Raw genomic sequence first — 13,218 nt, forward strand, 5'->3', positions numbered from 1 at the left:
GTGTGTATGGCACAGTAGAAGTCGACACTGTGGCATGTAGGATTCCGGCACTTTGGCAGTGAACATGCCGACCACCACCAAGGGCTATTCTTGTCTTGCTTCGGTAACGACGAGAAAGGCTGGGAAGGCAATGATCAGCATGTCCAAGATCTATTCTATAAGGCAGATGAGGATGGAGGGGCGGCCAATCGCCCATATAGCCAAAACGCTGGAGATTTCCAGAGACACGGTGTACAAGTACCTGGAGGAAGAGGACCTCTCCCCGAGACCCCCGGTCAAAAGGGAGCGCGGGAGCGTCCTCGACCAGTACAGGCCAACGATCGCCTCGTGGCTGGAAGACGACGCGAAGGGCTGGCGCAAGCAGCGCCACACCGCCAAGCGCATTTGGCAGAGGCTGACGGACGAGCTGGGGGCCGAGGTCAGCGAGTCGACTGTTCGCCACTACGTGGGCAAGCTGAAGAAAGAGCTCGGCATCGGCGGGGAGCGCTTCCTGGACCTGGTATGGGCGCCAGGCGAGGCGCAGGCGGATTTCGGGGAGGCCGACTTCTACGTCGCGGGCGTGAGGCGCCGCCTGAGCTATTTCGTGCTCACGTTCCCGTTCTCCAACGTGGGGCTGGCTCAGGTGTTCCCCGGAGAGAACGCCGAGTGCGTCTGCCAGGCACTGAAGGACATCTTCGAGTACCTGGGCGGCGTGCCCGCCCGCATCGTCTTCGACAACGCCGCCGGCGTCGGCCGCAAGATCGGCGATGCCGTGAGGACCGCCGGGCTGTTCTCGGCGTTCGCCGCCCACTACGGCTTCGCGTTCTCGTTCTGCAACCCCAACTCCGGCCACGAGAAGGGCTCCGTCGAGAACAAGGTGGGCTACATCAGGCGCAACCTCTTCGTCCCCGTGCCCTCCTTCGACGGCGGCAGGCGCTTCAACAAGACGCTGCTCGCCCGCTGCATGGCGCTAGCGGAGAAGCCCCACTGGGCCAAGGGCGAGGAGGAGCGGGCGCTGTTCATGGAGGACAGAGTGGCGCTGCTCGGGCTGCCGCCTGCCCCCTTCGACGTGGTGCGCTACGAGAGGAGGCGAACCGACAAGCTGGGCCGCGTTCGCCTGGAATCCCGGCACTTATACTCGACTTCGCCCGAGTTCGCGCTGACCGAGGTCATCTGCGCCATCAGGGCGCGCGAGGTGGTCGTCGCGGATGCGGGCGGGACGGTTATCGCCACCCATACGCGCGCCTACGGGGACGCGCCGAGTGACACATCGAACCCCGCGAGCCAGCTCGCCCTCCTCGCCAGGAAGCCGGGCGCCTGGAGGAACAGTCGGGTGAGGGCGGCTGTCGCAGATGAGCTGCGCGAGTACATGGACGGGCTGGGCCGAGACGCGCTCGCCGAGCGGCTGCGCCTGATGAGGAACGTGGCGGCGCAGAGCGGGTGGGAAGCCATGGTGGAAGCGGCGGCAACCGCGCTCGAGAGCACCGGGCGGATCGACGAGGCCGGGATGCACATGGCCGTCCTCTCGCGAACGAGCACCCCGATCCGCTACGACGAGCCAGTGGACCTCAGCGTCTACGACGCCCTCGCACGGAAGGGGGTGTGACCATGGCCCCAAAACCGAAGGGCGACGTGGCCGCCTTCAGAGAGCTGGCCCGATCGATGTACTTCTCCAACGAGTCGTGCGACTGGTTCTGCGAGGAGGCCTCCGCCGGGCAGCTCAGGATGGCATGCGCGCTCATAGAGCACGAGCAGCGCGTGCGCGAGCGGCGCAAGCGCGAGAGGCTGTTCCGCAAGGCAGCGTTCCCCCAGCTCAAGTCGTTCGACGGATACGACTTCTCGCAGGTGAGCTTCCCGGAGGGCTACGGCAGGGACGATCTCATGTCGCTCGACTTCATCGAGCACGCCCAGGACTTCGTGTTCCACGGCCAGACCGGGCGGGGCAAGACGCATCTGGCAATAGCCGTGGGGTCAGCGGCCGTGAATGCCGGCAAGATGGTGAGGTTCTTCGGCACGGCAGGGCTCGTCCTGGCTCTCTTGAAGGCGAACCGCGAGGAGGCGCTCGACAAGTACCTGGCGGACATAGAGAAGAGCGATCTCGTGATAATGGACGAGTTCGGCTATATACCCATAGATCTGGAGGGTGCGCGCCTGCTGTTCCAGGTCATTTCCAGCTGCTACGAGAGACGGAGCCTCATCCTCACCACCAACATCGAGTTCAGCAAGTGGGGAACCGTTCTCGGCGACGAGAAGCTCGCGGCAGCGGCCATAGACCGGATAGTCCATCACGGGCGGCTGGTGGAGTTCGGAGGTGAGAGCAAGCGGATGGGAGATTCGCTCATGCTAGGAAGACGGTAAAGACAGGGGGGGTCGGCGGTGCCAAAGTGTCGATTTTAGTCAGGCCAAAATGTCGACTTTGCTATTGCCAAACACACCCAAGCCTCGTTCACCACGGAAATCCAGAGGCTTTCCAAGTGTGTTACAATTGCACTACATCCTTTTCCGTTTTACTGGGAAGATACCGATGAAGGGCTCGCGATTGGGCGCATTTTCTTCCGCTTTCGCCCTGATTTGCGAGATGAAAAATTTTTCGGAGGTGCCCCATGAGCAAGCATGCCACCTTGCAGGTACGCGTCGAGGAGGCCGTAAAGGCAGAGGCCGAACAGCTCTTCGAGGCTCTGGGCCTCTCGCTCTCCGAGGCCGTGCGGCTCTTCATAGCCGAGAGCGTCAACGGACGGCGGCTCCCCTTCACGCCGCATCTCAGCAAGAGCGAGGGAGCCACGAGCGCCTTCGGCAAGCTACGTCATTACGGCAATCCGACCCAGTCGAGCGACGAGCGCGCCGCATGGCTGAAGGAGCAGGGCGCATCCGACGCCGAGCGGTCGAAAAGCACGCCCCGGGGGCGTTCCCGCGATATCGTCATCGTGGACAAAACCATCCTGCTGCACTATTTGCTCGACAACGATCCGCGCCGCGCCGCCAAGGCAAGGCGCATTATCGCCGGCGGCGCGGCACGGGCCTACCCGGAGACCATCGTCGCCTGCGTGGCGGCGCTCGAGAACGACTACCACGTGCCGCGCTCGCTCATCGGCACGGTCATGGCGCTTCTGGCCGACGATGTCTCCATGGAGGACGGAGCCGCCGTGCGCCTGGCGGCCCGGCTCTACGGGACGGGCAAGCTCTCCTTCGCCGAGCATCTTCTGGCCGCGCGCAACATCCTCACCGGATACCCCGTCGAGACCTTCAACAAACCGCTTTCCCGCACCATCATGTAAGAGGCCTCAGGCGGCGAGCGGTCTTTCCCTCCTCCCGCCGCCTGAGGCCCTCAACGGCGAGCGACCTCTCCCTCCCGTTGCCGGAGGCCCAACGGCGAGCGACCCCCTCCTTCCTGTCGCCGGAGGGATGGGAGGGCCGCTCGCAAAGGTCTCTCGGCCCGGCAGATGCGCGCCCCGCTACGTCAAAGGGGCTGCGCCCTTAGGCACAGCCCCTCGCTCAACTCGTCGCGTATACTTACGGCACGCTACAGAATGCGCAGGTTCACATCCTTCAGCTGGCGGCCCGTCACCGCGCTCGGCGCGCCGGTCATGGGGTCGCTCGCCGAGGAGGTCTTCGGGAAGGCGATGACGTCGCGGATGGAGTCCTTGCGGGCCAAGAGCATCACCAGACGGTCCAGACCCAGCGCGATGCCGCCATGGGGCGGGGCGCCCAGCTCGAGCGCGCGGATGAGGTGGCCGAACTTCTCGTCGATCTCCTCGTCGGAAAGCCCCACGACGCGCAGGATGCGACGCTGCTCCTCGGCGTTGTGGATGCGGATCGTGCCGCCGCCCACCTCGAAGCCGTCCATCACCAGATCGTAGGAATAGCTGCCGCAGGCCAAGGGATCGCTCTCGATCTTATCCAAGTCCTCCTTCAGCACATGGGTGAAGGGGTGGTGCTCGGCGGCGTACTTCTTCTCGTCCTCGTCGTAGCGGAACATGGGGAAGTTCACCACCCACAGAAGCGCATGCCCCTCGCGGGGCACGTTCAGGGCATCGGCCATATGCAGGCGCAAGGCAGAGAGCACAGCGTTGGCAATCTCGGGCTTATCGGCCGCGAACAGCAGAAGGTCGCCGGGCTCCACCTCCATCTCGGATTTCAGGGCCGCCCACTCCTCGTCGGTGAAGAACTTCTTGATGGGGCTCTTCTCCTGACCATCGGTGGTGAACGCCACCCAGGCCATGCCCTTGGCACCGTTGGCCTCGGCGATGGAGGCCATCTTCTCCACCTCGCCGCGGCTCCAGTCACCCGCGCCCTTAGCGTTGATGGCCTTCACCACGCCGCCCGAGGCGGCCACCGACGAGAACACCTTGAAGCCGGTGTCCTTCACGATGTCGGTAATGTCGTGCAGGAGCATGCCGAAGCGCACGTCGGGGCGATCGCAGCCGTAGAGGCGCATGGCGTCGGCGTACTGCATCTTCTGCAGGGGGAAGGTCACATCGGTCACGCCCACAGCCGCAAGCGTCTCGGCCATGACCGCTTCCATCATGTCGCACACATCGTCGCCCTCCACGAACGACATCTCAATGTCCACCTGGGTGAACTCCGGCTGGCGGTCGGCGCGCAGGTCCTCGTCGCGGAAGCAGCGGGCAATCTGGTAGTAGCGCTCTACACCGGCGCACATGAGCATCTGCTTGAACTGCTGGGGGCTCTGGGGCAGGGCGTAGAACTTGCCCGGGTTCGGACGGCTTGGCACGATGTAGTCGCGAGCGCCCTCGGGGGTGGAGTTCGCCAGGATCGGCGTCTCGATCTCCAGGAAGCCGCGCTCGTCGAGGGCCCGGCGCATGGCCTGGGTCACCGTGTGGCGCAGCTTCAGGTTGGCGAGCATCTCCGGACGGCGAATGTCCAGGTAGCGCCATTTCATGCGGGTGATCTCGTCGGTCTCGATGCCGTCTTCGATGGAAAACGGCGGCGTCACCGAAGTGTTCAGCACCTCCACGGCGCTGGCCAGCACTTCGATCTCGCCGGTAATCATGTTCGGGTTCACAGCCTCCGGCGCCCGCTCGCGCACGCGGCCGGTCACCTTCAGCACGTACTCGCGGCCCAAGTGCTCGGCTGCATGGAAGTCCTCCGCGCTCACGCAATCCGGGTCGACGACCACCTGCGTGTAGCCCTCGCGGTCGCGCAGGTCGATGAAGATGAGCCCACCGTGGTCGCGCGTGTGCCACGCCCAACCGGCCAGCGTCACCTCTTGGTTCACATCGGTCGCACGCAGCTGTCCGCAGGTGGCGGTGTGCATGCAGTATTCGTTGCGGAAGTCTTCCATAGTTACGTCGATTCTCCTAGGGTCAAAAAATCACGTGCCCGTAATCGTATCGCAAATCCCCCGCATATGCCAGCTATTCCGCACGTTTTCCGCAGCAAGCACCGCCGACGGCGAATGTCCCCGGCATCCTCTGGCGCTCACTGCGATGGCGATATTTCTTCTTGCCGCACGACCCCGCCGTAGGCTACCATAGGCGAACGCTCATCGTAGCTCATCAGTCGCGCATAGCTTATCTGTCGAGCGTCTTCTATCCTTTTTCTACCAGGAAGGAGACCCGAGCATGCCCGAGACGGGCAACATCGTTATTCAAGGTGGGGTCAAACCGTGGCCTCATGAGCTGCGCACAGCCGAAGCATTAGCGGCGCACGATCTAACCGTCACATTCCTTGTCCGAAAAGAAGGCGAGCATCAAAGCTCGGCAGACGTGGAAATCGACGGGATTGAATGGGAGATGAAGTCTCCCATTTCTAATAACCTCTCCAATGTCCAAAAGACATTGCGCAAGGCAGCCCACCAATCGTCCTGCATTATCTATGATTCACAACGCGTCAAAAACCTCACCGACCAGCAAATTGAACGGGAGTTGCGAAAGCAGGCAAAAGCCTTTCGATCCATCAAGCATGTCATTTTTGTTACCAAAAAGCGGAACCTAATTGACATCAAGTAACGGCACTCTGTACAATGCAAACTCAATGAACGCCAGCACGGAGTGTAGTTCTCCTACCGCTGGCGTTTGTGCTGCAAGGTGCCCGATTGGCGGGCAATTTACCCATATCCGGCGCTTTCCTTATGCGTTGATTCGCATCCAACTTGTACAGAAACGCATGGGTTCAAATTAATGTAAAAGCAACTGCCTCAAATTTTGCAACAGTTCAAACTTGCTCCCGTCAGTTGTCGCAAATTTTGAGACAACCGCTCCTGTCCCGAATGGAAAAGGGCGGAGATCCCTCCGCCCAACTTTGACGGGCCCAACCCCAAAGGGCTAACCCGGCATTTTTACACCACACAGGAGCCATCACCACAAAAGCGAAATGCCTATGAAGCCAATAAGTAACCGAACTCGATCTCCATTATCGAGCGGGCACGCTAAAGCCTGCCCCTACGGATAGTCGCTTTCAAATCTATTGGGGGCGGAAGGAGAGAAGTCCCCCTCCGCCCCCAATGCAATGTGGCTATTCAATCAGATCCCGCAGGACGTACTGGAGGATGCCGCCGTTCTCGTAGTAGCGGCCCTCGGTGGGGGTGTCGATGCGCACCGTGGCGTCGAAGGTCACCGCGCTGCCGTCGGCGCGCTCGGCCGTCACCTGCACCACCGCCGGATTCGGCAGGCCCGCCGAGAAGTCGATGGGGGCCACGGTGATGACCTCGGAGCCGTCGAGGCCGAGTTCGTCGGCATTCTGCCCCTCGGCAAACTGCAGCGGCAGGATGCCCATGCCGATGAGATTCGACCGATGGATGCGCTCGAAGCTCTCGGCAATGGCCACGCGCACGCCCAGCAGCATGGGGCCCTTCGCGGCCCAGTCGCGCGATGAGCCGGAGCCGTACATCTTGCCCGCCAGCACCGCCGCCGGGGCGCCTGCCGCGCGGTAATGCTCAGCCGCATAATACAAAGGTGTGATCTCGCCCGTGGTGAAGTCGCAGGTCCAACCGCCCTTGCGGCCGTCGGCCAACTTGTTCGTCAGCTTCACGTTGGCGAACGTGCCGCGCATCATCACCTCGTGGTTGCCGCGACGGCTGCCGTAAGTGTTGAAGTCAGCCGGGGCCACGCCATGGGCCTCGAGGTATTCCGCCGCCGGCATATCGGGCGCGATGGCACCGGCCGGGGAGATGTGGTCGGTGGTGATGAAGTCGCCGAAGTTCCCGAGCACGCGGGCGCCTTCGATGGGGGCCTGGCCCTCCACCGCACGGCCCATGCCGTCGAAGTACGGGGGCCGGCGCACATAGGTGGACGTCTCGTCCCAAGCGAAGGTGTCGCTCGGCTCGGCGCCCAGGGCCTGCCAGGCGGCATCGCCCTCGAACATACCGGCCGCGCCCTGCTCGTACAGATCGGCAGTCACGTACCGGTTCACCAGCGCGGCCACCTCGGCCTCGTCGGGCACGATGTCGGCGAAGTACACCGGATTGCCCTCGGCGTCAGTGCCGAGCGCATCGGAGGTCAGATCGATGTCCATGGTGCCGGCGATGGCATAGGCGATCACGTTGGCCGGCTGCATCAAATAGTTCTGCGACACATCCGGCGAAATGCGACCCTCGAAGTTGCGGTTGCCGGAAAGCACGCTCGCCAGCTCGATATCGTCGGCGATGGCGTGCATGGCCTCCGACAGGGGGCCGGAGTTGCCGATGCAGCTCATGCAACCGAAACCGCACGTGTAAAAACCCAGCTGGCGCAGGGACTCGGTCAGCCCGGCGCGCTCCAGCAAAAGCTCGGTGGCGCGGCTGCCCGGAGCCAAAATGGTCTTCACCCAGGGCGCGGGCGCCAAGCCGCGCTCGGCGGCATTGCGGGCCATAAGCCCCGTGGCAATCATCATGGCCTGATCGGTGGCTGTTGTGCAACTCGTCACCGCAGCGATGGCAATGGCGCCATGGGTCAGCTCGTAATCGGCCCCGTCGATCTCCACATGAGCCGTGACGTTATCGAGGCCGCGCTCGGCGCAGATGGCGCGGAAACGCTCGCCAGCCTGGGCCAGAGCAATGCGGTCGTGGGGCCGTGACGGACCGGCAATGGAGGGTTGCACGCTGCCCAGATCCAACTCGATCACGTCGCTGTACACACGCGGCTCGGCATTCGGATCGTTCCAGTAGCCCTGGGCCTTTGCGTAAGCCTCCACGAGGGCCACCTGATCCTCGCTGCGTCCGGTCAGACGCAGGTAGTCGAGCGTCTTCTCGTCCACGGGGAACAAGGTGCAGGTGCTGCCGTACTCCGGGGTCATGTTCGAGATGCAGGCGCGCTGGGTGGCGGAAAGTCCGCTCACGCCGGGACCGAAGCACTCCACGAAGCAGCCCACCACGCCGCGCTCGCGCAGCATGCTCGCGAACGTCAGCGACACGTCCATGGCCGACACGCCCGCCGCCAGCTCGCCGGTCAACTTCACGCCGATCACACGGGGCACCAGAGTCGTGATGGGCTGGCCGAGGGCCGCGGCCTCGGCCTCGATACCGCCCACGCCCCAGCCGAGCACACCGATGCCATTGGCCGTAGGCGTATGAGAGTCGGTGCCCACCAGGGTATCGAAATACACCACCGGCGTGCCGTCGGCGCCCGTAAGCCCCGAAGGCGACTCCATGACCACGCTTGCGAACTTCTCGATGTTCAGCTGGTGGCAGATACCCTGCCCCGGCGGCACGATGCGCACGTTCTCGAAGGACTCCTGGGCCCACTTCAAGAAGTCATAGCGCTCGCTGTTTCGCGCGAACTCCAACTTCATGTTCGCATCCATGCACCCAGCGCAGCCGGCCTCATCGGCGATGACCGAGTGGTCAATGACCAGATCGCACGGTACCTGCGGATTGATCTTCTTCGGATCGCCCCCCAGTTCAGCGCAGGCCTCGCGCATCACGGCGAAGTCCACGAACACCGGCACGCCCGTGAAGTCCTGGAACAGCACACGGGCCGGCGAGAACTCCACCTCGTCGCCCACTTCCCCGGCCAGGCCCGCCTCGGTGATGCGAGCGGCCATGGCCGCAGACTCCTCCTCGGTGCGCCCGCAGCGCAGGGCGTTCTCCAGGAGCACCGTCAGCGAGAACGGCAACCGATCAGCGCCTTCGATGGCCGACACAGGATAATAGGTGTAGGCGACATCGCCCACCCTCAAAGAAGATGCAAAGCTCATGATGATCCTATCTCGTTTTCAGTTCTCACAGTTTTCCACGATTTGGATGGCACGCTTCTTCAGCATACCGCGACCGTTGGTCGCGTCGAAGCGCATGCGGTCGGCCAGGGCCGTCTTCACCTCCGGAGCCAGCTTGCCCTGGGAGAAATCGATGACAGCGATGAGCATATCCTGGAACTCCAGGTCGCCATGGCAACACTGGATGCCCTCGTCGATGAGCGACCACACCTTTTCGGAGCGTTTCTCGGTGGTGGCGCCCAGACGGCACAGGAAGCGCATGGCCGCCAGGCGCAAGGGTCCGCTGTCCTCGTCGAAGAGCGCCGACTCGGCGCCGGGCACCGCTTTCTCGCACGCGCGCCCATCCAGGGGCACCAGCTGAGCCAAGGCGTCCAGGCACTCCCAGCGCGTCTGGGCCTCGGGACGCTCGAGCGCGTCTACGAGCGCTGCGGCGTGGGGAACGAGCAAATCCGGACAATTTTTCGCTACGCCGGCGATGATGCGCGCCGCCTGCTGGCGATCACGCCGGCTACCGCCGGCGAGGGCCTCGGTGAGCCCATTGATGACCTGGGGATCCTTCTGCGCGTTTTCAATCTGCTGCTTGTCCTCGGGGGTTTCCGAACTCAAGGGGGAACCGCCTCTCTCGATTGCCGACACTGCGATCGGCCCGTACGTTTCCGCAGAATATTATACGCGCCCGAACGGGGCGCTTGCGTCCAAGGATGCAATTATTACGGTCGAAGGTGGCCGCATGGATGCGACCTCGGAGCGGGGGTGTCCCCCTAGATCATGTTCATTTCCTCGGCGCAGCGGTTGTACCAGTGCTGCCAGTTGGGCGGACAGTACTTCTTGGCCGCCGACTCGGAGAGCGTGTAGCCGTAGCCGCGGGCCAACCCGCTCATATGGGCTCGAATGGCTTCGTCCCAACTACCCCAGCTGGCACTGCCCCAGCCCCAGGCGTTGTGGGGCCTGAAACAGGCGGCGCCCTTCGAGCTTTCCACCGCCGAAATCGCCGGCGACCAGCGCGGATCGACGCCGTAGTCCCAGGCCGCCTCAGCAAAGATCTCGCCCGTGCCCGCCATGGGTGAGCCGGCCAGATAGTCGTTGATGCGCGGCGCCCACTGGGCCACGAAGGATGCCTTGTCGTTCGACCAGTCGGCACCGTCGTCCGAGGGATTAGTCGAGGGCACCTCTTCGACCGGGGGCGCCTCGACTTCGGGCTGCTCGTCGTTCTCGCCCTGGGCCGCCTCCTGCTCGCGCGCCGCCTCCTCAGCAGCCCTCTGGGCCGCGGCAGCCGCTTCTTCGGCGGCCTTGCGGGCGGCCTCCTGAGCCTCCCGTTCGCGACGAGCCTCTTCCTGAGCCTCGCGCTGAGCCTGCTCGCGAGCCTCCTGAGCCTCGGCCAGCGATGTTTCCGCCTGGCGCTCCTGCTCTTCAGCCTCGGCCAGAGCCGCGCCCAATGACGCCTGGGTGTCCACGAGTTCTTGCTGCATCGCCTTCAGCGTGCGTATGGTCTCCAGATTGCGATCCTGATAGCGCATGAGGTAATCGATGCGCGTGAGGAAGTCGACGATGCTCTCGGACGCCAGCACCATATTGATGAGGGAATTGCCCTCGCGATTCATCTTGTACAGCACCGTGACCGCGTCATCGCTGCGTTCCTGTTGGGCGGGTAGCTCCTCGGTCAGCTCGGCGATACGCTGCTCGTTGTCGGCCACCTGCTGCTCCAGCTCGGCGATGCGGGACAGCGCCGCGTCGTAGGCCGCGGCCGATTCCTCGATCCGGCGCTGGGCATCGCTGATCTTCGCTTCGGTTTCCTCCGTCACGGCCCACGCCATCGCGGGAGCAGCCCCCAGACAGGGCGCCGCCAGCAGCACGGCCATCAGGCAGGCCACGATCCTACCCGTCAGCGATGTCGACGTTTTGCTACGCTTCAACGGCGCCATCCTCTCCCGGATGCTCAACGCCGATGAACGGACCCCAGGTAATCCGAGGCTGCGTATCGTTTTCCTGAGCAGCTTTCAGAGCAGCTTCTTTCTCGTAAGCGGCCACCAGCGATGCCTGGATCATGTCCAGATACCGCTCGCACCCCGACGGCTTCAAGTGGGTGCCGTCGCCATCGAACCAGTCGTCGTGGCCGCTGCTGTAACTATACCAATCTACCAGCGTCACATTGTCGTAGGCGTCTGCCGCCTGGGCCAATAGGTCGTTGTTCGTGTCCTGCGACGGCAAGGGCGTGCGCACATTCACCAAGTACACGGCCTTCTCGGGCGGAACCAATTCAATCATAGCATTCACTTGGTCGGTCGAGGCCGGCCCGTTGGCCCCCAGCCCAAAGATAACAATATCTCCGTCCCAGCCCGCCGCCACCTCGGCATCGTAGAACTCCTTGGCTTTGGAAAGCTGACGAGATACCGCCGCATTCAGCGTCGCCCGCGGAAAATAACGATGGAACGTGCCATAGCCGCCCTCGCTCTTATCGCGCATGGCCGCCGTCACCGAATCGCCGATCAACAGGAAGTCAGTGTAGCGAGCCCGTTTCTCCGGCGGCGCATCAGGGTCCTCCGAAGGGTCCACGCACACGACGGAGTCCACCTCCCACGAATGGTCCGCCGCGGCCGCCGAGGCTGAGGACGTGTCGCCCTCAATGGTGTTCTGCTGGGTAGTCGCCGGCGGCGTCACCACCGCGAATGCCACCGCGGCCACCGTTAGGGCCACTGCGCTGCCCATAGGCACGATATGCCGCGCGATCAGCCGCGCGATCGGCTCCTTATGAGAGGCCCACTGCTTCAGGAAGGCCCCGATCGCCCCATGGCGAATGGGGTTCTCAACGAAACGATAGGAGAACGCCGCCACCGCCACAATGACCGCCACCTCGCCCAGATACACGTACCAGGGGATCTCGCCCGTGAAGGAGCGCGGATTCATCAGCAGCAACAAGGGATAATGCCACAGGTAGATACCGTAGGATCGCTGGCCGATCCACACCAGCGGCTGCCACGACAGCACGCGCGCCATCAGCGACGGCGGGAACACCAGCGCCACGATGACCACCGCTGTCAACAGCGACACCAGCAGAATGCCGCCGCTATACAGAAACGGCGAGTACCCGTTCACTACGATCATGAACACAATAATACCCACGAAGGCCGCCGTACCGCACCAGTCCACCCAATGCCGCTGTCGGGGCGTCAGTCCTCGCGGTCCATGGCCCAGCACCCGCGCCTGGGGAAAGATGAACGCGAAGAGCGACCCTATCAACAGCGAGAACACCCGCGTATCAGTGCCGTAGTACACCCGGGATGGATCGCCGGCCGGGTCGTAGAGCAGAAACATCAGCAGTGCCGACAACACGATAAGCACCATCAGGCCACCCTGGATAGTGCGCCGCTTCACCCGTGTACGGAACAAGAGCAGCAGCAGAGGCGGCAAGATCAGATAGAACTGCTCCTCAATGGCCAACGACCAGAAATGATTTACCGGCGAGGGGGCGCCCATAGCCTCGAAATAGCTGAGATCCTGAAAGATAAACCACCAATTGCTGAAGAAGAACAGGGCCGCCACGATATCCTCGCGCAGCCGAGTCAGCATATCGGGGGCCAGCAGCGCCGTGAGCACGGTGACGACAAGCAGCAGAAACACGATGGCCGGCACGAGGCGCCGCACGCGATTCATCCAAAAATGGGGCAAATTGATAGTATGGGTGCGATTCCACTCCTTGATGAGAATGCCGGTGATCAGGTAGCCGGAGAGCACGAAGAAGATGGTCACGCCCAGAAGACCGCAAGGCAGAATCGAGGCATCAAGGTGATACAGCACGACTGCCGCCACGGCAACCGTACGCAAACCGTCAAGCGCAGGAATGTAACCCTTACCAGCCGTTTTCTCTCCCTCTCATCCAGATAACCTTCCCTATTATAATGATAACCGCATAAAAGAAAAGCCCCCGAACCGAAGTCCGGGGGCCGGGAGATTGCAGGTGGGGGCGGCGACCCCCGAATGCGGCGGTGCCGCAGTACGGAGCGCGAAAAAGCGCCCCCTGCGAGCGGAACGACCTGTCCTCCCGCGGCCTCGCGCCGCAGTACTTTCGGCGAGGTGGGGCTTAACTGCCGA

9 protein-coding genes are annotated in these 13,218 nt (G+C 63.2%); 4 read left to right on the forward strand and 5 right to left on the reverse strand.

Going from position 1 to position 13,218, the window contains the following annotated elements; all coding sequences use genetic code 11:
* The first annotated feature begins 139 nt into the window (after nucleotides 1–139).
* The 3 genes from istA to G503_RS14930 all read left to right on the forward strand — a co-directional run bounded on the left by istA (nucleotide 140) and on the right by G503_RS14930 (nucleotide 3,254).
* Entirely contained in the window at nucleotides 140–1,585 is a 1,446-nt protein-coding gene (gene istA / locus G503_RS0110910; protein ID WP_235715498.1) for an IS21 family transposase, read from the forward strand.
* A 2-nt stretch (nucleotides 1,586–1,587) separates the two neighbouring features.
* Nucleotides 1,588–2,337, forward strand: coding sequence for an IS21-like element helper ATPase IstB (gene istB / locus G503_RS0110915; protein ID WP_035021893.1), 750 nt, complete (start codon nucleotides 1,588–1,590; stop codon nucleotides 2,335–2,337).
* 245 nt (nucleotides 2,338–2,582) lie between these two features.
* Nucleotides 2,583–3,254 carry a type II toxin-antitoxin system RelB/DinJ family antitoxin gene (locus G503_RS14930; RefSeq protein ID WP_035022971.1) on the forward strand — a complete coding sequence of 224 codons (672 nt, stop codon included), beginning with the start codon at nucleotides 2,583–2,585 and terminating at the stop codon, nucleotides 3,252–3,254.
* A gap of 245 nt (nucleotides 3,255–3,499) precedes the next feature.
* Here the strand turns inward: G503_RS14930 and aspS are convergent, their stop codons facing one another.
* Nucleotides 3,500–5,281 (reverse strand): aspartate--tRNA ligase, encoded by a 1,782-nt coding sequence (aspS, locus tag G503_RS0110925; RefSeq protein WP_028027600.1) that lies wholly within the window; start codon nucleotides 5,279–5,281, stop codon nucleotides 3,500–3,502.
* Nucleotides 5,282–5,561: 280 nt separating this feature from the next.
* Here aspS and G503_RS0110930 point away from each other — a divergent pair, with 280 nt between their 5' ends.
* The gene (locus tag G503_RS0110930; RefSeq protein WP_028027601.1) at nucleotides 5,562–5,948 is read left to right on the forward strand and encodes a CdiA C-terminal domain-containing protein; all 387 of its coding nucleotides are present in this window, start codon (nucleotides 5,562–5,564) and stop codon (nucleotides 5,946–5,948) included.
* Nucleotides 5,949–6,453: 505 nt separating this feature from the next.
* Here the strand turns inward: G503_RS0110930 and acnA are convergent.
* From acnA to G503_RS14935, 4 genes are all read right to left on the reverse strand, one after another.
* Nucleotides 6,454–9,111: an aconitate hydratase AcnA gene (gene acnA, locus G503_RS0110935; RefSeq protein WP_028027602.1), complete on the reverse strand. Its 2,658-nt coding sequence runs from the start codon at nucleotides 9,109–9,111 to the stop codon at nucleotides 6,454–6,456.
* A gap of 18 nt (nucleotides 9,112–9,129) precedes the next feature.
* Complete coding sequence (locus G503_RS0110940; RefSeq protein WP_028027603.1) at nucleotides 9,130–9,735, reverse strand: HEAT repeat domain-containing protein; 606 nt, start codon at nucleotides 9,733–9,735, stop codon at nucleotides 9,130–9,132.
* Nucleotides 9,736–9,890: 155 nt separating this feature from the next.
* Nucleotides 9,891–11,042, reverse strand: coding sequence for a coiled-coil domain-containing protein (locus G503_RS0110945; protein WP_235715556.1), 1,152 nt, complete (start codon nucleotides 11,040–11,042; stop codon nucleotides 9,891–9,893).
* On the reverse strand, nucleotides 11,032–12,969 hold the full coding sequence (locus G503_RS14935) for an acyltransferase family protein (RefSeq protein ID WP_084636566.1): 1,938 nt from the start codon (nucleotides 12,967–12,969) through the stop codon (nucleotides 11,032–11,034). Before G503_RS14935 ends, G503_RS0110945 begins: the two co-directional genes overlap by 11 nt.
* Between the last annotated feature and the right edge of the window lie 249 nt (nucleotides 12,970–13,218).

Origin of the sequence: Adlercreutzia mucosicola DSM 19490 (assembly GCF_000422625.1) — a bacterium.
GTDB classification, from domain to species: domain Bacteria; phylum Actinomycetota; class Coriobacteriia; order Coriobacteriales; family Eggerthellaceae; genus Adlercreutzia; species Adlercreutzia mucosicola.

Excerpts from the sequence above, each read along its gene's own strand:
- aspS (WP_028027600.1), bottom strand. The coding sequence starts at position 5,281 with ATGGAAGACTTCCGCAACGAATACTGCATGCACACCGCCACCTGCGGA.
- acnA (WP_028027602.1), bottom strand. The coding sequence starts at position 9,111 with ATGAGCTTTGCATCTTCTTTGAGGGTGGGCGATGTCGCCTACACCTAT.
- G503_RS14930 (WP_035022971.1), top strand. The coding sequence starts at position 2,583 with ATGAGCAAGCATGCCACCTTGCAGGTACGCGTCGAGGAGGCCGTAAAG.
- istB (WP_035021893.1), top strand. The coding sequence starts at position 1,588 with ATGGCCCCAAAACCGAAGGGCGACGTGGCCGCCTTCAGAGAGCTGGCC.
- G503_RS0110930 (WP_028027601.1), top strand. The coding sequence starts at position 5,562 with ATGCCCGAGACGGGCAACATCGTTATTCAAGGTGGGGTCAAACCGTGG.
- istA (WP_235715498.1), top strand. The coding sequence starts at position 140 with ATGTCCAAGATCTATTCTATAAGGCAGATGAGGATGGAGGGGCGGCCA.